This window comes from Micromonospora sp. CNZ297, from assembly GCF_007827625.1.
The window spans coordinates 757,149-778,278 of the sequence record NZ_VISU01000001.1; the positions used below are offsets into that span (position 1 = coordinate 757,149).

Annotated in this window: 21 protein-coding genes; 14 read left to right on the forward strand and 7 right to left on the reverse strand. The window is 70.1% G+C overall.

Features of this window, described 5'->3' with window-relative positions:
* Window positions 1-250: 250 nt before the first annotated feature.
* Window positions 251-1,021, reverse strand: coding sequence for a response regulator (locus FB454_RS03095; protein WP_071098694.1), 771 nt, complete (start codon window positions 1,019-1,021; stop codon window positions 251-253).
* A 198-nt stretch (window positions 1,022-1,219) separates the two neighbouring features.
* Between FB454_RS03095 and FB454_RS03100 the strand changes: the two genes are divergently transcribed.
* The 5 genes from FB454_RS03100 to FB454_RS03120 all read left to right on the forward strand — a co-directional run bounded on the left by FB454_RS03100 (window position 1,220) and on the right by FB454_RS03120 (window position 5,888).
* The gene (locus FB454_RS03100) at window positions 1,220-2,206 is read left to right on the forward strand and encodes a daunorubicin resistance protein DrrA family ABC transporter ATP-binding protein (RefSeq protein ID WP_013287140.1); all 987 of its coding nucleotides are present in this window, start codon (window positions 1,220-1,222) and stop codon (window positions 2,204-2,206) included.
* Window positions 2,203-3,027, forward strand: coding sequence for an ABC transporter permease (locus tag FB454_RS03105; RefSeq protein ID WP_013287141.1), 825 nt, complete (start codon window positions 2,203-2,205; stop codon window positions 3,025-3,027). The genes FB454_RS03100 and FB454_RS03105 overlap by 4 nt, the downstream gene beginning before the upstream one ends.
* Window positions 3,028-3,135: 108 nt before the next feature.
* A complete protein-coding gene (locus FB454_RS03110) occupies window positions 3,136-3,459 on the forward strand; it encodes an antibiotic biosynthesis monooxygenase family protein (protein ID WP_013287142.1) in 324 nt (107 codons plus the stop codon).
* The gene (locus tag FB454_RS03115) at window positions 3,456-5,057 is read left to right on the forward strand and encodes an FAD-binding oxidoreductase (RefSeq protein WP_013287143.1); all 1,602 of its coding nucleotides are present in this window, start codon (window positions 3,456-3,458) and stop codon (window positions 5,055-5,057) included. Before FB454_RS03110 ends, FB454_RS03115 begins: the two co-directional genes overlap by 4 nt.
* A gap of 3 nt (window positions 5,058-5,060) precedes the next feature.
* Window positions 5,061-5,888 carry an NAD(P)H-binding protein gene (locus tag FB454_RS03120; RefSeq protein WP_030268078.1) on the forward strand — a complete coding sequence of 276 codons (828 nt, stop codon included), beginning with the start codon at window positions 5,061-5,063 and terminating at the stop codon, window positions 5,886-5,888.
* A gap of 68 nt (window positions 5,889-5,956) precedes the next feature.
* Here the strand turns inward: FB454_RS03120 and FB454_RS03125 are convergent, their stop codons facing one another.
* Both FB454_RS03125 and FB454_RS03130 read right to left on the reverse strand, forming a co-directional pair.
* A complete protein-coding gene (locus tag FB454_RS03125) occupies window positions 5,957-6,832 on the reverse strand; it encodes a class I SAM-dependent methyltransferase (protein ID WP_041799270.1) in 876 nt (291 codons plus the stop codon).
* Complete coding sequence (locus tag FB454_RS03130) at window positions 6,829-7,263, reverse strand: ester cyclase (RefSeq protein ID WP_013287146.1); 435 nt, start codon at window positions 7,261-7,263, stop codon at window positions 6,829-6,831. Before FB454_RS03130 ends, FB454_RS03125 begins: the two co-directional genes overlap by 4 nt.
* A 155-nt stretch (window positions 7,264-7,418) precedes the next feature.
* On the opposite strand from FB454_RS03130, the gene FB454_RS03135 reads away from it, so the two are divergent.
* Window positions 7,419-8,186, forward strand: coding sequence for an SDR family oxidoreductase (locus FB454_RS03135; protein WP_145822449.1), 768 nt, complete (start codon window positions 7,419-7,421; stop codon window positions 8,184-8,186).
* Here the strand turns inward: FB454_RS03135 and FB454_RS03140 are convergent.
* The 3 genes from FB454_RS03140 to FB454_RS03150 are packed head-to-tail and all read right to left on the reverse strand — an operon-like array spanning window position 8,179 to window position 11,008.
* The gene (locus FB454_RS03140) at window positions 8,179-9,465 is read right to left on the reverse strand and encodes an activator-dependent family glycosyltransferase (protein WP_013287148.1); all 1,287 of its coding nucleotides are present in this window, start codon (window positions 9,463-9,465) and stop codon (window positions 8,179-8,181) included. The two genes, FB454_RS03135 and FB454_RS03140, sit on opposite strands and share 8 nt — an antisense overlap.
* A 56-nt stretch (window positions 9,466-9,521) precedes the next feature.
* Complete coding sequence (locus tag FB454_RS03145) at window positions 9,522-10,388, reverse strand: SDR family oxidoreductase (RefSeq protein WP_013287149.1); 867 nt, start codon at window positions 10,386-10,388, stop codon at window positions 9,522-9,524.
* A 41-nt stretch (window positions 10,389-10,429) separates the two neighbouring features.
* A complete protein-coding gene (locus FB454_RS03150; protein WP_013287150.1) occupies window positions 10,430-11,008 on the reverse strand; it encodes a TetR/AcrR family transcriptional regulator in 579 nt (192 codons plus the stop codon).
* 207 nt (window positions 11,009-11,215) lie between these two features.
* Here FB454_RS03150 and FB454_RS03155 point away from each other — a divergent pair, with 207 nt between their 5' ends.
* Genes FB454_RS03155 through FB454_RS03175 form a run of 5 tightly spaced genes read left to right on the forward strand, consistent with a single transcriptional unit; the run spans window position 11,216 to window position 16,627 of the window.
* Window positions 11,216-12,478, forward strand: coding sequence for an activator-dependent family glycosyltransferase (locus tag FB454_RS03155; protein WP_030268066.1), 1,263 nt, complete (start codon window positions 11,216-11,218; stop codon window positions 12,476-12,478).
* A gap of 45 nt (window positions 12,479-12,523) precedes the next feature.
* Window positions 12,524-13,144 (forward strand): dTDP-4-dehydrorhamnose 3,5-epimerase family protein, encoded by a 621-nt coding sequence (locus FB454_RS03160; RefSeq protein WP_186461512.1) that lies wholly within the window; start codon window positions 12,524-12,526, stop codon window positions 13,142-13,144.
* The gene (locus FB454_RS03165; protein WP_030268063.1) at window positions 13,141-14,067 is read left to right on the forward strand and encodes an NAD-dependent epimerase/dehydratase family protein; all 927 of its coding nucleotides are present in this window, start codon (window positions 13,141-13,143) and stop codon (window positions 14,065-14,067) included. Before FB454_RS03160 ends, FB454_RS03165 begins: the two co-directional genes overlap by 4 nt.
* A 34-nt stretch (window positions 14,068-14,101) precedes the next feature.
* Entirely contained in the window at window positions 14,102-15,346 is a 1,245-nt protein-coding gene (locus FB454_RS03170; protein ID WP_030268062.1) for a cytochrome P450 family protein, read from the forward strand.
* A gap of 18 nt (window positions 15,347-15,364) precedes the next feature.
* Window positions 15,365-16,627, forward strand: a complete 1,263-nt coding sequence (locus FB454_RS03175; RefSeq protein WP_030268061.1) for an activator-dependent family glycosyltransferase — start codon at window positions 15,365-15,367, stop codon at window positions 16,625-16,627.
* Here the strand turns inward: FB454_RS03175 and FB454_RS03180 are convergent.
* Window positions 16,608-17,915, reverse strand: coding sequence for an activator-dependent family glycosyltransferase (locus tag FB454_RS03180; RefSeq protein ID WP_145822450.1), 1,308 nt, complete (start codon window positions 17,913-17,915; stop codon window positions 16,608-16,610). The two genes, FB454_RS03175 and FB454_RS03180, sit on opposite strands and share 20 nt — an antisense overlap.
* A gap of 112 nt (window positions 17,916-18,027) precedes the next feature.
* On the opposite strand from FB454_RS03180, the gene FB454_RS03185 reads away from it, so the two are divergent.
* The 3 genes from FB454_RS03185 to FB454_RS03195 are packed head-to-tail and all read left to right on the forward strand — an operon-like array spanning window position 18,028 to window position 21,086.
* Window positions 18,028-18,837, forward strand: a complete 810-nt coding sequence (locus FB454_RS03185) for an SDR family NAD(P)-dependent oxidoreductase (RefSeq protein ID WP_369751983.1) — start codon at window positions 18,028-18,030, stop codon at window positions 18,835-18,837.
* Window positions 18,838-18,855: 18 nt separating this feature from the next.
* Window positions 18,856-19,788 (forward strand): aromatase/cyclase, encoded by a 933-nt coding sequence (locus FB454_RS03190; protein ID WP_013476214.1) that lies wholly within the window; start codon window positions 18,856-18,858, stop codon window positions 19,786-19,788.
* 2 nt (window positions 19,789-19,790) lie between these two features.
* A complete protein-coding gene (locus FB454_RS03195) occupies window positions 19,791-21,086 on the forward strand; it encodes an activator-dependent family glycosyltransferase (RefSeq protein WP_145822451.1) in 1,296 nt (431 codons plus the stop codon).
* Window positions 21,087-21,130: the final 44 nt, after the last annotated feature.

The following is a 21,130-nucleotide window of genomic DNA, read 5'->3' on the forward strand; positions in this document are numbered from 1 at the left end:
CAAACTCGACGTTCGGTGTAGACGAGGTCGAGCGTAAACGACCTTTACACCGCAGGCCAAAGACTCGGGACCGCAGTGCACAAAGGAAGCAGAGAGTGGTATCGAAAGTAGTAGAGCGTCGATATGGGCATTTCAGAGGTGGCGTTGGCGACGAGTTGGGCGCCCAATTTGTTGCATGCATGTAAACATATTTTGCAGCCATCTTGGGAATGCTGGACAGTCGAGAGATTGACCGGCCTTAAGGCCCCTGTCAATTCTTGGTGCGACTACGAAAGGGCCGCACCGCCCCTGCGACGAGGCCCGGCCGGGAGGAATTGCGGGCGCCCGGAGGTTGAATGATCGAGGCGGCCACCGCCTTGTTGACGGCATCGATTCGCGAGACCGCGCTGAGCTTGGCGAAGATGTTGCGCAGGTGCCGCTTCACGGTTGTCTCCGCGAGAGACAGACGGGTCGCGATCTGTGCGTTGCTGAGGCCCTCGGCGGTAGCAGCGAGCACTTCGAGTTCGCGCGGCGACAGCACTTCGTCGCGCCGGCCGTAGACATGGTCGAGGCTGCTGCGCGAGACTCCGAGCACGACCCGGGCCCGATCGCGCGAGACGGCTCGGACCGCGCTCACCAGGTCGTGCCGCGCCACGCTCTTGTGCAGATAGCCCCGCACGCCGACCTCGAGCAGATCGCGCACCAGCTCCGGGCCATCGAGCATGCTCAGGATGATGACGGCCGTGTCGGGTGACCCCTCCCTGATCCGGCGCACCGTGCCGACGGGGTCGCCACCCGGGATCTCGATGTCCAGCACGACGACATCGGGCCGGACCGCCGTCGAGACGGTCACTGCGGTGACGCTGTCACCGGCCTCGGCGACGACCGACAGATCCTGCTCGGTCTCGAGGATCTGGCGCACCCCGTGCCGGATGAGGTCGTGGCCATCCACGATCATCAATGTCGTCGGGCGGACGTGACCAACAGGCGACCCCATCGCCGGTGACGTCGAGTCGGGCTCCGATCGTGAATCGATCTTCATCAACACCTCAGCGAGTCGGTGAGCACCCGCCAGCCCCCGCCGGAAACATGCCCCTGTGAGTGAAAAGAGTACGTCGATGCCTTACGAAAGAGTACCAGCGAAGCCCATTCTGCCAAGAGATCGAATCTCAATGGAACATCAGTGTTCCATTACTGGAGTTTCGTGTGCTAGATTCAGGGCGCCGAGAGGAGGCGCAGCATGCCGACCAGACCTGCGCTCATCGCCCGTGACCTGTGCAAGAAGCTAGGCAAGACGAAGGCGTTGGACGGCTTCGACCTCACGGTCATGGAGGGCACCGTGTGTGGCCTTCTCGGCCCGAACGGCGCGGGCAAGACCACCGCGGTGCGCATCCTGACAACCCTGCTTCTGCCCGACAGCGGCAGCGCGACCGTCGCCGGGTTCGACGTGGTACGCGAGCCCGCCCGGGTGCGCTTCCAGATCGGACTCACCGGGCAGCAGCCGACCGTCGACGAGATGCTGACAGGCCGCGAGAACCTGCGCATGTGGGGCCGCCTGTACCATCTTCCGGCCCGGGCGGCGCGGATCCGCGCCGACGAGCTGCTGGAACAGTTCAGGCTCACCGACGCAGCCGACAAGCAGGTTCGGCACTACTCCGGCGGCATGCGCCGCCGGCTCGATCTTGCCATCGCGTTCATCCTCGCCCCACGGTTGCTCTTTCTCGACGAGCCGACCACCGGCCTCGACCCTCGGAGCCGCAACGAGGTCTGGAACGCCGTGCGCATGTTGACCCACGGCGGTACCACCGTTCTGCTGACGACGCAGTACCTCGACGAGGCCGACCAGCTCGCCGATCAGATCGCCGTGATGGCCCACGGCCGCGTGATCGCCGACGACACCCCGGAGCAGCTCAAGTCGACCCTCGGCGGCGACCAGCTCGACATCGTCGTGCGCGACGCCGCTGAGCTGGCCGCGGCTACCGCCCTGGTGGAACGCGTCACGACGCAGAGTGCGCACAGCGAGCCAGACACCCGCCGCATCAATGCTCCGGTCAAAGACCGGGTCGGCACGCTCGTCGAGGTGACGCGCCGGCTCGCTGAGGCCGGCATCGACGTCGCTGACATCGCGCTGCGCAGGCCGACCCTCGACGAGGTGTTCCTGCGGCTGACCGCAGACCCGGCGCAGGAGGGCATACCCATCGATCAGACCAAGGAGCCGGTCGGATGAACCCGACGGTCGTATCGTCGCCGGACCGCCTCACCGGACACCTGCGCTGGACGTTGACCGAGAGCTTCGTCATGTGGCATCGCAACCTGATCAGCTGGGTTCGCGTGCCGATTCAGATGGCATACAGCCTGTTCTGGCCGGTTGAGATGGTCGTGCTGTTCGGCTTCGTGTTCGGCGGCGCGATGGCCGTCGACGGGGTCGACAACTACCGCGAATACCTCATGCCGGGCCTGTTCGGCCAGACCATGCTCTTCGGCATCGTCACCACCCTGATGACGGTCGCCAACGACAGCTCCAAGGGGGTGACCGACCGCCTCCGCTCGATGCCGATCTCGCGTTCGTCGGTCGTGCTCGGGCACTGCTTCACCGGAATGTTCCACTCCTTCCTCGAACTGGTCAGCCTGATCCTGTGCGGCCTGGCCATCGGCTGGCGCTGGCACAACGGCTGGGAGAGCGCCGTTCTGGCGGTGCTGCTACTGCTGTTGCTGCGATACTCGCTGATCTGGGTGGGCATCTACATCGGACTCCGGCTCTCCCCGGAGGCCGCCGGGTCGTCGTTCGTGGTGCTGTTTCCGGTCTCGCTGCTGGCCAACACGTTCGTGTCGCCGGAGCAGATGCCGACGTGGCTACGGGTCATGTCCGAATGGAACCCACTCTCGGCGACCATCGGTGCCAGCGCCGAACTGTTCGGCAATCCCGGGCGCACCGGTGGTTCCTGGGCCGCGGACCACGCCACCCTTCTGGCCATCGTCTGGCCGCTGGTGATCACCGCGGTCTTCCTCCCGCTGGCCGTGCGCCGGTGGCGCAACCTGAGCCGGTGACGCGCCGGCCGACCAGCGATCGTCGATCCCCGCGCGAGGCGTCCCTGCCAGCCTGACCGGCGCCGGGCCCGGTAGGCCCGACGCCGCACCGTAGCGAAGGGCGATCAGGTGGCAGGTAACGAACCGACCGGACCGGTAGCACCGGTCACATTCATCAACCGCTTCACGGTGCACGCGTCCGCGGAGGAGTTCGAACGGACGTTCGCCGCGACCACCGCGTTCATGGCCGCGCAGGACGGCTACCTCGGCAACACGTTGCTGCGACACACGACCGACGAGCAGAGCTACGTCAACATCGCGGTGTGGCGCGACGCCGAACGATTCCACAACGCGCTGGCACAACCCGGATTCACCCCGCACGCCCGCGCCCTGCGAGCCCTGAGCAGCAGCGAACCGAACCTGTACCGGGAAGTCGCCGGAGAGCAGCGATGACCCCGTTGACCCGCCGCCGGTTGCTCGGCGGATCGATCGTCGCGGGCGGCTCCGCACTCGTCGGCGGTATCGGCGCGCCCGGCGGCGCCGCGGCCGCCGGCTGCGCACCCGAGTTCGGCGCGGTGAGCGTCGGGCGCGACGACCCGCGCTACCAGGAGCTCACGATCCGGGGCGCGAACCGCCGCTTCACCGGCACACCCGACTCGGTACGGCTGGTGAATACCCCCGCCCAGGTCGTCGAGGCGGTCCGGGACGCCCGGCGCACCGGAGCCCGGCTCGCGGTGCGCAGCGGCGGGCACTGCTTCGAGGACTTCGTCGACAGCCCCGAGGTTCGCCTGGTCATCGACGTCTCCGAGATGCGCGGCATCTCCTACGACCCGGTGCACCGGGCCATCTCCGTGCAGTCGGGAGCAACGCTGGGCCAGCTGTACCGGACGCTGTACCTCGCGTGGGGTGTCACTCTGCCGGCCGGCGTCTGCCCCAGTGTCGGAATCGGCGGGCACCTCGCCGGTGGTGGCTACGGCACGCTGGCGCTACGGCACGGGCTCGCGGCCGACCATCTCTACGGCGTCGAGGTCGTCGTCGTCGATGCGTCAGGACGGGTGCGCACGGTCGTCGCGACCCGGGCGCCGAACGACCCGAACCGCGACCTCTGGTGGGCGCACACCGGCGGCGGCGGCGGGAACTTCGGCGTCGTCACCCGCTACCTGCTGCGCTCCCCCGGCGCGACGGGCGCCAGCGCAGCCGCCCTGCTGCCCCGGCCGCCCGCCACGCTGCTGCACGCCGCGGTCAACTGGAACTGGAGCGACATCAACGAGCAGATCTTCCTCCGCCTCGTCCACAACTTCTGCCGGTGGCACGAGGAGCACGGCGGCGACGGGACGACCGACACCGGAATCGACGCGGGAATCTTCCTCTACCATAAGATCAACGGTCAGATCCAGCTCGGGGTGAACGTCGACGGCACCCGCCCGGATGCCGACGCGCTGCTCACCGGATACCTGGCCGCGCTGTCCGACGGACTCGGCATCACCAACACCGAGGAACGGTCGGTGACTCCGTGGCTGAAGGCCACCCTGTCGATGCCGCCTGCCGGCGACTACTCGTTCAAGGCCAAGGACGCGTTCCTGCGTACGGGCTGGACCGGCGAACAACTGTCCACCCTGTACCGCTATCTGTCCGAGGGCAGCTACGAGTTCTACGGCAGCAATGCCTTCATCGGGTACTTCGGCGGGAAGGTGAACACCGTCGATGCAGCGTCCACGGCGATGGCGCACCGCGACGCGCGCTTCGCCTCGGTGATCCAGTCGGTGTGGTTCACGCCCGAGCAGGAGACCAAGCTCCTCACCTGGGCCCGCGAGTGCTACCGCGATGTGTACGCCTCCACCGGCGGCGTACCGGTGCCGGGTGAGGCCTACAGCGGTACCTACATCAACTACCCGGACGTCGACATCGCCGATCCCGCGTGGAACCGGTCAGGGGTGCCCTGGCATGCGTTCTACTACCGCGACAACTATCCACGGCTGCAGCGGGTCAAGCGGACATACGACCCGCTCGACGTGTTCCACCACGGGCTATCCGTTCGGGCCTGGGAGTAGACGATGAGGATTCTGATCACCGGTGCGACCGGCAACGTGGGCCGGCACCTCATCGCGCATCTCCTCGCCCTGCGCGTCGAGGTACGCGCGCTGACCCGCCAGGAACCAGCCGTCGCCGGGTTACCCGCGGGCGTCGAGATCGTCCGGGGCGACCTCGCGGCACCGGACACCCTCGGTCCCGCCTTCGACGGCGTCGACCGGATGTTCCTCTTCCCGGTCGCGGAAACCGCCGGGGCGGTGGCCGAGCGCGCCCGCGCCGCCGGGATCCGCCGCGCCGTCGTGCTCTCCTCGGACGCGGTCACCGACGGCACCGACACCGTCTACCACCTGCCGGTGGAGCGCGCGATTGAGAAGTCCGGCCTCGAGTGGACCCACGTGCGGCCCGGCGAGTTCGCGCTCAACAAGCTGGACACCTGGGGTCGCTCGATCCGCGAGAAGGGCGTGGTGCGTGCGGCCTACCCGGCGGCGCGCGGCGTACCGGTGCACGAGGCCGACATCGCGGCCGTCGCGGCGGCGGCGCTCACGAGCAACGACCACGTGGGCGCCGCGTACCGCGTGACCGGTCCGCAGCAGCTGACGCCGGGTGAGCAGGTGGCCGCGATCGCGACCGGCATCGGCCGTCCGCTCACGTTCATCGAGGTGAGCCCGGCGGAGGCACGCGCGGACCTGATCGGCCTCGGCTTCCCGGAGCAGATCGCCGACTACCTCCTCGCCTTCGAGGAGCGGTGGGTCGAACATCCACCGCAGGTCTCTCCCGATGCCGAACGGGTGATCGGCCGCCCGACCCGCACGCTCGCCGAATGGGCCGCCGACCACGTCGCGGACTTCTGACCGGACTCCCGAGAGAAGACCGGGTCGCTGTGTTCGTCGGTCACCTGACCGACGAACACAGCGACCCGTTATCGCACCGGAGGCGTCTGCGCGGTGACGAACCGGACCGGGGTGTCGATGACGAGCGGTCCCGCGCCGTCGCGCATCTCATCGAGGGCCTTGATGAGCCGGGCCCGCAGCGCGGCGGCGTCGTCGGCGGTCAGGTGGTCCCACATCAGCCGCATGCCGTGCGTGTGTGACCAGTCGACCCAAACCTCTCCGGTGGCCGCGACGAGCGGTACCGCCTCGTCATGCACGTCGACATCGACGAATCCCGCCGCCTCCATTGTCGCGCGCAGGTCGGCCGGGCCCTCCAGCCAGCTGTTGAAGCGCCGCTGCAGCGCCTCCGGCCGCCATTGCTCGGGCAGGCTGCGCAACAGATCGTTCGGAATCAGCTCGGTGAAGACCGGCGGGAGGAAGGGAAAGGTGCCGGTGCGGAACTGGGGGCTGGTGAAGCCAATCCGGCCGCCCGGCACCAACACCTGCGCGTAGCGGCGCAACGCGCTGCGCACGTCGGGCAGGAAGATGAGGCTGTAACTGCCGATCACGACGTCGAACGAGGCCGCCGGGAAGTCGACCCGTTCGCCGTCCATGACGCGTGCCTCGACGTTGCCGACGCCGCGCCGGGCGGCTTCGGCACGGGCTGTTTCGACCATGCCCGCCGCGATGTCGATGCCGACGACGCGGCCGGCCGGACCGACCCGGGCCGCAGCCGGGAACAGGCAGGCGCCGGAGCCGCAGCCGACGTCGAGGACCCGGTGGCCGGGTGCGGGCGCGACACGCTCGACCAGCCGTCGCCCCATCGGTCCGAAGAACTCGACCCCGAGCCGGTCGTAGGTCCCGGCGACCCGGTCGAAAGCAGCGGCCACCTCGGTCTTGTAGTCCGAGGCCTTGAGCGTCGTCACGGCCGCCACCCGCCGTTCTCCGGCCACGGGTCACCGAGCTGGCGCAGGGTGCCCTGGAAGTCGGGCCAGTCGCGGTGGTCGCGGATCTTGCCGTCGACGATCCGGAAGAGGTGGATCTGCTCGCCGGCGAAGCGCCGGCCGGTCGGCGGGATCCCGACGAGGTTGCCGACGTGACGGCCGTACAGCACAAGGTGGGCGCGGACCCATTCGCCGTTCTCGGTAACGTTGATCTCTTCGAGGTGCGCCTCCTCGGAGAACGTCCGGCGTACCCAGGCGACGACCATCGCGAAGGCCTTCGGACCCTGCGAGATGCCGTGTTCGAGCGTCGCCGGGTTGAGGTACTCGTCGTGGATGTACTCGTCGACGTCGTCGGTCTTGCCGGTGTTGAACGCGTTGATCACGCGCCGTACGGCGTCGGTCTGACTGCTCATGCGGTGCTCCTACCGATGGTCGGGGCGGTTGCCCGACCCTGGCAGCAGCCGATCGTCACCGGTTCGAACCCGGCTCGAACGGCGCTCGCCCACACGTACCCGACGGTCCGGTCTCCAGACAGACCCGCTCGAGGTGCGGAGCGCAGAATCCGGCCATGGGTAATGGGAACAAGTCCGCGCTGAGGCGCAGCATCGTCATCACCGGCGTCGGCACCGGCATCGGCCGCGCCGTGGCCCGCGGGTTCGCCGAGCAGGGCGATGACGTCCTGATCGTCGGCCGTACTGCGGCGAGCCTGAGGGACACCGCCGAGGGTTACCCGGGCATCCGGACGTCTGTCGCCGACATCACCGCTCCCGGCGCACCGCAGGCCGTCGTCGACGCGGCTCAGCAGGCGTACGGGCGGATCGACGTCCTGGTCAATAACGCCGCCACGTCGGTCGCGAAGCTCCTCGCCGACACCACGGAGGACGAGATCCAGTCGCAGTTCGCGACGAATGTCATGGCACCGATCCACCTGACGCGGTGTGCTCTCGAACCCCTCGCGGCCAGCCGGGGCGTGGTGGTCAACATCAGCACGGCGGGCGCGCTCGGCCAGCGGACGTGGCCCGCCAACGGGGCGTACGGCGCGAGTAAGGTGGCGCTGGACTTCCTGACCCGCACCTGGGCCGTCGAGATGGCTCCGCGCGGGATCCGGGTCGTGGGGATCGCGCCCGGTGTCGCCGATACGGGTATCGGGGTCCGCAGCGGCATGACGGAGGAGCAGTACGCCGACTTCCTCAAGTGGATGGCCGACCGTGCGCCGGCGGGACGGGTCGGCACGCCGGAGGAGATCGCCACTTGGGTGCGCAAGCTCGTCGAGCCGGACGCCGGTTACCTGACCGGCGTAGTGATCCCGATCGACGGGGGCCTGTCCCTCACCTGACGCCGTGACGTGCCGTCAGCCGTTCGAGGACTGGTACCACCTCGCGGGGGGCCGGCATCCCGAGGGCCTCGCGCCGCAGCCGCGTCGCCCGGTCGCGAAGCCGTCTGTCAGTCAGGGCCCGCTCCACCAGCGCGGACGTCGCGGGCACCTCCCGCACGCGCAGACCCGCGCCAAGCCGCTCGAGGCGGCTCGCCTTCAACCCGGTGTCCCACAGCATGTCCGGCACCAGCACCTGCGGCACCCCGTGCACGAGCGCGGTCTGGAACGAACCGGCTCCGCCGTGGCTCACCACGGCGGAGCAGAGCGGCAGCAGCGCGTCCAGCGGCGCGAAGTCCACCACCCGTACGCGCTCGGTGTCGACGCCGTCGCGCTGACCGCCCGACAATGTCGCCACCACCTCGACGCCCAGGTCGGCGATCCCGTCCAGCAACCGGGCGACGGGTACGCGGTCCGCGCCCCAGATCTCCCGGTGTGAGATTCCCATCGTGACGCATACCCGGGGCACCTCCGGATCGAGTTCGGCCAGCCACGCCGGAACGACCGAGGGCCCGTTGTACGGCACGTATCGCATGCCGATGCGGGGCGATGCGGTGCCCAGGCTCAACGAGGACACCACCGGATCCACGGTCCACTGCCCGACCACCACCTCCTCGCTGAACGTGCGGCCGTGCCTGCGCAGCACGCCGTCGAGCCACTCGCGCAGCGGATCGTCGCACGCGGACGCGGGGCGTCGTGCGGCCGCGCGCAGGAACGCGCCGCGGGCGTGGCCGAGGATGTCCAGTCCGAACAGCACCCGCGCATGGGCGGCGCCGCACGCCGCCGCCGCCACCGGGCCGGCGAACGACATCGTGTCCCACAGCACCAGATCGGGCTTCCACCTGCGGGCGAACTCCACCAGGCCGTCGACCATGCCGTCGGTGTAGTACCGAAAGACCATCGGCGTGTACGCCGCGAAGACGCCGAGAAGGTAGTCGTAGGTGAGCGTCGTCGGGTCGGTCTCGGCGAGGTCGAGCAGCTCCGGCCAGTCCGCCCAACCGAAGGTCCCGCCGCCGTCTTGCGCGGCCCCGCTCTCGACGTCCCCGCCGGTGTCCTGTTCACCGACGCTCGGGATCGGCTCGCCGACCCCTGCGAACGGCAGGCCGGCGCTGACGACGTGCTCCTCCCCCTCGGGGTGGGTCGCGACGCACACGTCGTGGCCGGCCGCACGTAGCGCCCACGCGATCGGCACGAGGCTGTAGATATGGGACCGGACCGCGAAGGTCGTCAGGAGTACCCGCATACCGCGAAGCTAGGAGCCGGCCGTGGTGGCCGGCTCGAAGCGCGCTGGGCAGCCCGTCAGCGAAAGTCGTCGGCGTGGTCCTGAGCCCACTGCGCGAACGTGCGCCCGGGCCGGTTGGTCACACTCTCGGCCGTGGGGTGCTCCTCCACCGTGTCCTTGTCGTACTGGTGCTCGGCCTCCGGCGTCGTCTCCTCGTTGGAGTACGTGACGAGACCTAGCAGGAACGGTGCGTTCGCTGCTGCCCAGCCACCGAGCGCCTGGTAGTACGCCAAGGCCTCCTGCGCGGTGACGTCCTTGAAGGACAGTTCCCGTCCGACCGCCGCGGCGATCGCCTCCAGCTGCTCGGCGTGGGTGAGCGGCTGCGGCCCGACGATGGTGTAGGCCTTACCTGTGTGCCCGTCTTCGAGTAGCGCGAGAGCAGCGATGTCGGCGACGTCACGCTCGTGCGTCGGCACGCCGACGGCGTCCGGATGCGGGTCGTACACTGCGTTCTCGGCACGGATCGACGGCGCCCACATGTGCAGAGTGTTGGTCGCGAACTCGCCGGGCCGGACATGGGTCCACTCCAGGCCGGACTCCTCGACTGCCCGCTCGACCGGCAGGTGGAAGTCGGTGTCGTAACCCGTGGTCACCGCCCCCGACGACAGCACGACGATGCGCCGCACGCCGGCCTTCACGGCGCGGGCGACTACCTCACGCGCGGTCTCCGGTGCCGGGAAGAGGTACATCCGCTCGACGCCTTCAAGCGCCTCGCTCAACGAGTCCGGCCGGCTCAGGTCGCCGCGGACCAGGTCCACGCCGGCCGGCACCTCTGCTCTGGCCGGGTCGCGGGTCAGCGCGCGGACGTCGACGCCGGCGGACACCAACTGCGGCAGGACGTTGCGGCCAACGTAACCCGTCGCACCGGTCACAAGGATCCTCATCGTTGCTCCCATTGGCTTGTAGGGGTGGTGTCCGGTCGCGTTCACGCGTCGCGGACGACACCACGCTCGAGCGTGCGGATGACCGTCGAGGTGACCTCGTGCCGCGACATCATGCCCTGGCCGGACATTTCGCAGCCGGTATAGACCAGCGACCACAGGACGTGCTGGATCCACCGCGCATCAACGGCGTGATCGAAGACCCCCTCCTGCTGACCTCGCTCGATCAGCAGGATGACCGGCTGCACGATCGGCGGCTTCTCGGGCTTACGATTGGCGAACTCCTCCGCCAGCCGTGGGTCGCCGAACAGGAACAGCAGACGGTCGCCGAGCTCCACCATGGCCGCCACCAGGCGGCGCATGGCGTCGAGCGGCTTGCCTTGCTCGACGTGCGCGTCGACGACGGCTTGCTCGATCGCCGTGTAGCAGTCGGCGACCACCGAGTTGATCAGCTCGTCGCGGTCGGGGAAGTAGCGGTGCAGTGTGCTACGACCCACGTCGGCCGCCACCGCGACGTCGGCCAGGGTGGCCGAACGATTGTGCGCGAAGACCGACGCCGCAGCGTTGAGAATCGCGCGCCGGGTTCGGTTGCGCGTTCCGGACTCCGGCACCTCCGTGACCATTGACCCAGCCTAGCAGGATAGTGGCCCAGAGCGGAACATGAGTGCAACTAATTTGGAGATCGTACTCCACGATTGGCACATCCTGATCCCACTTCTCCGGCTCGAAAGCGGAGACGGGGTCATCGAGTCCGACTCGAGCGGATCGCAAGCGCCCGGTGCGAATCTCTGGGCCTGAGGCAGCCGCCGTCCGCATTCGAGGAGACCTTCATGCGGGTCCTGTTCACGACGTTCGCTGCCCCCTCGCACCTGCAGATCCAGGTGCCGATCGCGTGGGCGCTGCGCGCAGCCGGGCACGACGTCCGGATCGCGGGCCAGCCGGATCTCGCCGACGCCGTCGCGCGGACCGGCCATCTGTTCGTGCCCGTCGGCGAGCCGCTCGCCCTGTCCGAACAGATCGACCGGCCCGACGACGGCTCCGTCGACTTCACGGCACTGGCCGACCTGAGCTGCCGGCGGTCCGACCGGCGCACGCGCGAATACCTGCGCACCGCCCTGGCGATATCCACCGACGTCTACCGAGCACTGAACCCGGAGCCGATGATCGCACAGCTCGTCGACCTCGTCTTCGACTGGAGGCCCGACCTCGTCGTCTGGGACACGATGACGTTCGGCGGCGCCGTCGCCGCGATGGCCGGCGGCGCCGCGCACGCGCGGCTGCTGTTCGGACTCGACCTGATCGCCCGCGCACGGATGGAGTACCGGCGTCACGACGCACCCGACGACCCGTTCCGCGACTGGCTCGGCAGCGCGCTCGACAAGTACGGCGTCGCGTTCGCCGAGGAAGCCGTGGTCGGGCAGTGGACCATCGATCCCGTGCCACCCTCGGTCGGGCTCGCCACCGACCAGCTTCGCGTGCCGGTCCGGTACGTGCCCTACAACGGCGCGGCCACGGCGACGGAGATGACGTGCGCCCCGGCGCACCGGCCACGCGTGTGCCTGACGCTCGGTCAGAGCGGACGCGACGTGCTCGGCCGCGACCGCGCCGCGAGCGCCGAACTGCTCGCCGCCGCGGCCGAGATCGACGCCGAGATCGTCGCTACGCTCGACGCGCGGCAACTCGCCGGCCTCGGCCCGGTGCCGTCGAACGTCCGGGTCGTCGATTTCATGGCCCTTGACGTGCTGCTGCCAACCTGCTCGGCGATCATCAACCACGGCGGCTCCGGCTCGATGCAGACCGCGCTGCTGCACGGCGTACCGCAGGTCGTCGTGCCCGACCTGATGTGGGACACCGAATACAAGGCCGAGCTGATCGAACGTGCGGGTGCCGGGGTGTGGATCCGGGACCCGGACTTCCCCGCGCCGGCCCTGGCCGCGGCCGTCCGCCGTGTCTTGATCGATCCGTCGTACCGCGAGGCGGCGGCGCGGCTGCGACGCGAGGTGCTCGGCGCCCCGACACCGGCCGACATCGTTCCCGCCCTCGAACTGCTCACCGAGCAGCATCGTCGGCCGGTCACCGCCGGTCCGAACTGATCGTCCATCGCCCAACCGATTCGGGAGCACCGAATGTCATCCACCATGCAGGCCCGCGCACTGAAGGTCGAAGGCGCCGTCGAATTCACCCCACGGGTCTTCCCCGACGACCGCGGGATCTTCGTCTCACCCTTCCAGGAGACCGCCTTCGTCGAGGCGCTCGGCCACCCACTCTTTCCGGTGGCCCAGACCAACCACAGCCGCTCACGCAAGGGCGTGGTCCGGGGCGCGCACTTCACCCTCACCCCGCCCGGAATCGCCAAGTACGTGTACTGCGCGCGGGGCAAGACGATCGATTTCGTCGTGGACATCCGAGTCGGTTCCCCGACCTTCGGGCAGTTCGATCAGGTCCTGCTCGACCAAGAGGCGTTCCGGGCGGTCTACCTGCCGGTTGGCGTGGCCCACGCCTTCGCCGCGCTCGAGGACGACACCGTCGTGTCGTACATGCTCTCCGACGGCTACGTCGAGGCGCACGAGAAGGCGGTCAACGTGCTGGACCCGGCGCTGAACCTGCCGCTGCCGACCGGCGTCGAGCGGGTGCTCTCCGATCGGGACAGGTCCGCGCCCACGATCGAGGAGGCCCGCAGACTGGGCCTGCTACCGGACTACGCACAGTGCCAGAAGCTGGAGAGCGACCTGTTCGCCGCGCCCCGGGGCCGCGAGTGAGCACCGCGGTCGCGGTACTCGGGGCCACCGGTGGCGTCGGGCAGCACGTGTGCTCGGCGTTCCGTGCCTCCGGTGACCACGTGCTCGGCATCGCCCGGCGCACATCCGCGGCGGGCTCCGCCCTCCGCCTCGACCTCGCCGAGGCTGCGCCGGCGCAGCTCGCCGCAGCGTTGACCGCACACCGCACCGAGATCGTGGTGAACGCGACGGGGGGCTGGGTCCTCAGCGCCGAAGCGATGCACCTCGCCCACGTCCAGATCGTCGAACGGCTGGTCGCCGCCAGCACACTCATGCCCGATCCGCCGCGCATCGTCCACATCGGCACCATCCACGAGTACGGCCCGGTGCCGGCCGGGACACTGATCGACGAGAGCCGCACGCCGGAGCCGCAGACCGGATACGCCCGGACGAAGCTGGCCGGTTCACAGGCGCTTCTGAACGCGACCGCCGCCGGCACCGCACGGGGCGTGGTCCTGCGCGCGGTCAACGTGTGCGGGCCGGGCACGACTTCCGCCAGCTTCCTCGGCGCGGTCCTCGACCGGATCCGCGACGTCCGGCCGGGCGACCGCGTGCCGATGACGATTGCCGACGCGCGCCGCGACTACCTCGACGTGCGGGACCTCACCGACGCGGTCGTCCGGGCGGCCCGCGCGCCCGAGAGCACGGTGGGTCAGGTCATCAACGTCGGCCGCGGCGAGGCGGTCGCCATGCGGCAGCTCGTCGACTGGCTCCTGGCCGCGGCCGGACTGCCGCCCGACACGATCGACGAGCAGGGCGCCGCGGTGCAGAGCAAGGGCGGAGACTGGACCCGGGCGGACAACCGCCGGGCGGCGCGGCTGCTCGGCTGGCAGCCGCGGACCGCGCTCGACGCGTCGCTGCGCGACATGTGGCACGACGCGGCAAGGCGGTACAGCGAAGCTTGAGGGCACCACGAGCGCGCGTTCCTAGCTTGTCCGCATGACGGCGACCAGCACAGACGACGCCCTCGGCTCGACCCTCATGACACTGCGCGGCTTCCAGTGGGTGTACGGGGCCCGGCAGGACCCCTACGCCCTCCTGCTCCGGGCAGAGAGCGACGACCCCCACGAACTCGGCCGGCGCGTACGCGCGAACGGTGCGCTGACCTGGAGCAGTGCCGAGGCCTGGGTCACCGCGACGCACGCCTTGGCCGTCCGGCTCCTCCGCGACGAGCGGCTCGGGCTGCGCAAACCGCCGCCCACCGACAGCGCACCGTCGTGGGCCATGCCGACCCTCGACGACGTGCTGCCCCTCGACGACGTGGGCCTCCAACTCGACCGGACGGACTGCGAACGCTTCGGGCGAAGCGTCACGGCCGCACTCGCCGCACCACGCCTGAGAAAGGCACACACGGAGATCACCGTCCGGATCGACCGGCTGGCCGCCGGCCTCAACGGCACGTTCGACCTGACCTCGGACTACGCGGTGCCCGTCGCCACCATGGCCACCTCTGTCCTGCTCGGCGTGCCGGCAGCGCACCAGGAGGAGTTCGCGCGGCTGTGTGCGGGCGCCGCGACCGCCCTCGACGCCACGCTGTGCCCGCCGCGGTTGGACACCGCCCGGCTGCTGCTCGACTCGATCGCCGGGCTGCGGGAACTGCTCGTCTCGCTGCCGACCGGCGCCGGTGACGACCTGCTCGGCGAGCTGACGCGCACCGAGCCGGACAGCGTCCTGCCGGTGGCGCTGCTCCACTGTGCCGTCGGCGCCGACCTTACGGCGACGCTGATCGCCAACACCATGAGCGCGCTGCTCGCCGAGCCCGGGCGGTGGACAGCCGTGGCGACGGATCCGGGTCTCGCTGCCGCCGCGGTACGCGAAACCCTGCGCTTCGCGCCGCCCGTCCGGCTGCAACGCCTCGTCGCCCGCACCGACCTCGATCTGGACGGCACCGCGATCACGGCGGGCAGCGAGGTCGTGGTCCTGCTCGAAGCTGCCAATCGCGACCCCGCCGCGTTCGCCGACCCGGACCACTTCGATCCGGGACGCGAGCCGGCTGCCGAGATCCTCTGGGCGCACCCTGCGATGCCGGCCGGCGTCGTCGCCGAGACGGTACGCCGGCACGCCACCGTCGCCGTGTCCGCCCTCGCGGCACACCTGCCCACGTTGCGCGCCGCCGGCGAGGGCTACCGGCGGCTGCGGTCCCCCGTGACCGGCAGCCCGCTGTCGCGGCCCGTCGTTGCGTGAGCGAAAGGAGGCGCGGACATGCGAGTACTCATCACCTGCTTTGCCGTCGACAGCCACTTCAGCGGATGCGTGCCCCTCGCCTGGGCCCTGCGCACCGCCGGGCACCAGGTTCTCGTCGCCGGACAGCCGGCGCTCGTCGAGGCCGTCGTGCGTGCCGGACTCACCGCGGCGCCGGTCGGCGTCGACCACGCCCACGACCAGATGCTCGCCAAGGTCGGCGCTGACATCCTCGCACTGCACGACGACCGCGACTACCTGGAAAAGCGCCACGACAGGCTGGGCCTGGAGTTCCTCAGGGGCCACGAGACCGTGATGACTGCGCTGTTCTACTCCAAGGTGAACAGCGACTCGATGATCGACGACGTCGTAGACCTGGCCTACGGCTGGCAGCCGGACCTGGTGCTGTGGGAGCCGTTCACGTTCGCGGGTGCGGTCGCCGCCCGGGTCACCGGCGCGGCGCACGCCCGGCTGTTGACGATGCCGGACATGTTTCTCAGCACCCGTGAGCGACACCTGTCCATGCTCGACCGGCTACCGGCCGGGCGGCGCGACGACGTGCTCGCGTCCTGGCTCGACTCGACCCTTGCGCGCTACGGTCACGGCTTCGACGAGGAGATCGTCACCGGGCAGTGGTCCATCGACCCGATGCCCGAGGGCATTCGGATCGACACCCGGCAGCCGACCGTGCCGATACGCTACATCCCCTACAACGGCCAGGTGCCGTCGATCGTGCCGGACTGGTTGCGCGAGCCGCCCGGCAGGCCGCGTCTGTGCGTGACGCTCGGCATGACCGCCCGTACCAGCAACTGGTCGAACATGATCGCCATCGAGGACCTCTTCGAGGTCGTCGCGGAGCTCAACGTCGAGGTGGTCGCCACGCTCTCCGCCGAGGAGCAGGCCCTCGTGCCGGACGTGCCGGACAACGTCCGGCTGGTCGAACACGTGCCGCTCGACGTTCTGCTGCCGACGTGCGCCGCCGTCCTGCACCACGGGGGCCTGGGCACCTGGGCGACTGCTGCAGCGCTGGGCGTACCGCAGTTGTCGCTCGGATACATGTGGGACGCGGTCTACCGGGCCCAGCGCACCGAGGCGCTCGGTGCGGGACTGGCCCTGCACTCCTCCGACCTCACCCCGGCGAGGCTGCGCGGCCTCCTGGCCCGAATCCTCGACGAGGGCTCGTTTCGGCACCGGGCCGGACAGCTGCGCGAGGCCATGAGTGCGATGCCCTCGCCGAACGACGTGGTTCCAATGCTGGAGAAGCTCACCGCAGAGCGCGGGTGAGGCGCCGCAGCGCCGGCACCAGTTCGGCCGGTGCCGGCGCGGCGAGCATCTCGACCCGCAGCCGGGCGGCCGCGGCCGCGAACGACGACTCCTCGAGCACTCTCGACAGCAGTGCGCGCAGCTCCCGCGCCGTGCACTTCTCGGCGCTGCCGCACAGTGCCGCTCCCGCCTCCGCCACCCGCCACGACTTCAGGTGGTTGTCGAGCAACACCGCCGGCACGATGACCTGGGGTACGCCGTGGATGAGTGCGGTCTGGGAGGTGCCTGATCCGCCGTGGTGGATGATGGCGGCGCAGGTGGGCAGGAGCACGTCGAGGTTGACGAACTCGACGGTGCGGACGTTGTCCGGTATGGGGTGGCCGGGCGGGATCTGGCTGCTGCTCAGGGTGGCGACGACGTCGACGTCGAGGGTGGCGACGGCGTCGAGGAGTTCGGTGACCGCGGTCCGGTCCCCGCCGAGGGTTTCGCGGAACGAGCGGCCCAGGGTGAGACAGACCCGGGGCCGGGTCGGTGGCTCGCGTAGCCAGTCGGGGACGGTCGCGGGCCCGTTGTAGGGGGTGTAGCGCATCGGCAGGTAGTGGTGGTCGACCGGCAGCCGGAGTGAGGCCGGGACGGGGTCGATGGTGAACTGTCCGAGGACGGCCTGCTCGGTGAACGGGTGGCCGTGTCGGGCCAGGACGTCGCCGAGCCACTCCTGCAGCGGGTCGTCGCGCAGGGCCGGCACCCGCCCTCGCAGCAGTTCGAGGTAGGTCGACCGCATGTGCCCGAAGACGTCGAGACCGAACAGCAGCCGCGCATGGGCGGCGCCGCTGGCGATCGCCGCGACCGAACCGGCGAAGGTCACCGGGTCGCGGACGACGAGATCCGGACGCCAGTCCTGGGTGAACGCGACCAGATCATCGATCATCCCAGCGGAGCAGGACAGTTGGTGGTCCAGCGACGTCCAGGCGGTCAGCACGGACTGGACGTAGTCGTACGTGAGCCGCTGCCGGCGCAGCTCGCACAGGTCGAACAGCTCCCAGCGCATCCGGCCGCCCGGGCCCCACAGCTCGTCGCCGGTGAACTCCCACCGCTCGGCCACCTCTTCCACGACGTCCTGTGACCACCGGTCCGCGCCGAGCGGCGGCCCGACCGCGACGGCTGTGAGCCCGGCGCCGGTGATCGCCTCCGTGAGATCCGGCTGGCTCGCCACCCGCACGTCGTGGCCGGCCGCCCGCAACGCCCACGCCAGGGGCACCTGCGCGTGCAGGTGCGTCGGCGCGGCGATGGTCGTGAAGAGCACCCGCATGCCGGACACCTTGGACGTCGCGGCTCGTGCCGGCCCTGAGCCCCGATGGAGCAGCGGGTTCAGCGCCGGTCCACCGATCGTCGACCGCCCCGACAGCGGCGATCGCCACGATGTGGCTCGGCACGAAGGACGGGAGAGAACATTGACGCAGGACAGCCTCGCTGTCGTTACCGGCGCGACGAGCGGCATCGGACACGCGGTCGCGACGTTGCTCGCCGAACGCGGGTCGACGGTCTACATCTGCGCCCGCGACGGCCACGCCGTCGACCTGACCGTCAAGGAGCTGCGCGCGAAGGGTCACGACGTTGACGGCCAGGCGTGCGACGTCCGCGACGCCGGCCAGGTGCGGGCGTTCGTCACCGCGGCCGTCGAACGGTTCGGACCAGTCGGCGTACTCGTCAACAACGCCGGCCGCAACGGCGGCGGGGTGACCGCCCAGATCACCGACGAACTGTGGCTCGACGTGCTGGAGACCAACCTCACCAGCGTGTTCCGGATGACCCGCGAGGTGCTCACCACCGGCGGCATGCTGGAGCGCGGGTGGGGACGTGTCATCAACATCGCGTCGACCGGCGGCAAGCAGGGTGTCGTGCTCGGAGCGCCGTACTCGGCGTCGAAGCACGGCGTCGTCGGCTTCACCAAGGCCCTCGGGTTGGAGCTGGCCAAGACCGGCGTGACGGTCAACGCCGTCTGCCCCGGGTACGTGGAGACGCCGATGGCCGAGCGGGTCCGACGGGGGTACGCCGAGGTCTGGGACAGCACCGAGGACGAGGTGCTCGCCAGGTTCCAGGCGAAGATCCCGCTCGGCCGCTACAGCACTCCGCAAGAGGTCGCCGGCCTCGTCGGCTACCTCGTCACCGACACTGCCGCCCCGATCACCGCGCAGGCGCTCAACGTCTGCGGCGGACTCGGCAACTACTGACCCGAGGGGAACGACGACATGTCGGAACAGCACACCGATCACCGGGTGACCGTGGCCGCACCCGTAGCGGTGATCTACGACCTCGTCGCCGACGTGAGCTGCTGGCCGGTGGTGTTCCCACCGACCGTGCACGCCGAACAGATCGAGCGCAGCGGCGACGGGGAGCGGATCCGGATCTGGGCCACCGCGAACGACGAGGTCAAGAACTGGACCTCGCGGCGGATCCTGGACCGGGCGGCACGCTCGATCACGTTCCGGCAGGACCGGCCAGCTCATCCGGTGGCGGCCATGAGCGGCGAGTGGCGGTTCGAACCGGCCGGACCCGACAAGACGGTCGTGCGGCTGCTGCACACCTACCGGGCGGTCGACGACGATCCAGGTCACCTCGACTGGATTCGGCGCGCCGTCGACCGCAACAGCGAGGCCGAACTGAGCGCGCTGGCCGCTGCGGCGGGGCGCGACGACGAGCTGCTGCTGTCCTTCGAGGACGCGGTGTCGATCAACGGAAGGGCCGCGGACGCGTACACCGTCATCGACGAGGCCGGGCTGTGGCCGCAGCGGTTGCCGCACGTCGCCCGGGTCGTCCTCGACGAGCGCGTACGCGGTGTCCAGAGCCTCGCCATGGACACCCGCACCGCGGACGGATCGGTGCACACGACCGTGTCGATCCGCATCTGCCTGCCGCCGGACCGCATCGTGTACAAGCAGCTGCAGACGCCGAAGCTGATGAGCGCGCATACCGGGTTCTGGTCGTTCCGCGAGCACGACGGCGACACCGAGATGGTGGCCGGACACACCGTCGTGATCAACGAGTCGGCGATCGCCGGCGTTCTCGGTGAGGATGCCACGGTCGCCGACGCTCGCTCGTACATCCGCGCCGCGCTCGGGCGCAACAGCGGCACCACGATGCGGCACGCGAAGGCGTACGCGGAGCAGGCCCGCCGGGGCTGACGATGCGGGTGCTCTTCACAACCTTCGCCCAGCCGACGCACCTGCACGCGCAGGTGCCCCTGGCGTGGGCGTTGCGTGCGGCCGGCCACGACGTGCGGGTGGCGAGCCAGCCGGATCTCACGGAGGCGATCACCGGCGCCGGGCTCACCGCTGTCGCGGTCGGCGAGCCGCTGAACCAGCAGGAGCAGGTGCGGGAGTTGGACGAGCAGCACCGGCGCGAGGTCGAGGAGGCGCCCGACGACGAGCCGGCGCCGGCGGACTACATCGAGTTGACCGACATCAGCGAGCTGCGCGACGAGATCCTCACCTACGAGTACGTGCAGAGGCAGCTGACGGCTGTGACGATGTTCGGCTTCCGGACGCTGTGCCCGGATCGGATGATCGACGATCTCGTCGCGTTCGCGCGGGACTGGCGTCCGGATCTCGTCGTGTGGGACTCGGTGACCTTCGCCGGTGCGGTCGCGGCGATCGCGAGTGGGGCGGCGCACGGGCGGCTGCTGTTCGGCCTGGATCTGGTCGGCCATGTCCGGCAGCGGCACCTGGAGCTGCTACGAGGGCGGGTGCCGGCCCTGCGCGACGACCCGCTGCAGGAGTGGCTCGGCGACGTCCTGGCCCGACACGGCCACCCGTTCACCGAGCAGGCCGTCCTCGGACAGTTCACCATCGACCCCGTCCCGGCCTCCCTCCGGCTGCCGGTCGACCACCACTACCTGCCGATGCGCTACACCCCCTACAACGGGCCCGCGACCGTCCCCGACTGGCTACGCGAGCCACCGACCCGGCCCCGGGTCTGTCTCACCCTGGGCCGCTCGTTCCGCGAAACCCTCGGCGGGGACCGGACCGCGGTCACCGAACTCCTCGACGCCGTCGCCACCCTCGACGTCGACGTCGTCGCCACCCTGAGCAACAGCCAGATCCCGCCCGGCCACCCCATACCGGACAACGTCCGCACCGTCGAGTTCGTCAACCTCGACGTGCTCCTGCCCACCTGCGCCGCCATCATCCACCACGGCGGATCAGGCACCTCCCAGACCGCACTCATCCACGGCGTACCCCAGGTCATCGTGCCGTACAAGCTGTGGTGCAACGGCCCGCGGGCCGAACGCATGGAGCGCGCCGGGGTGGCGGTGTGCGGGGTCGCGGGACGGTCCGCGGCGAGCGAGGTGCGGACGTTGATCCGACGCGTCCTCGACGAGCCGTCGTTCCGGGCCTGCGCCGGCGACCTGCGCCACGAGATGCTCGCCGCTTCGACGCCGGCGGAGCTGGTACCGGTGCTGCGGCGGCTCGCGCAGACCTGAACCCGCGCCCACCTGAACCGGCCGCCTCCCTGTCGGCGGCGGCC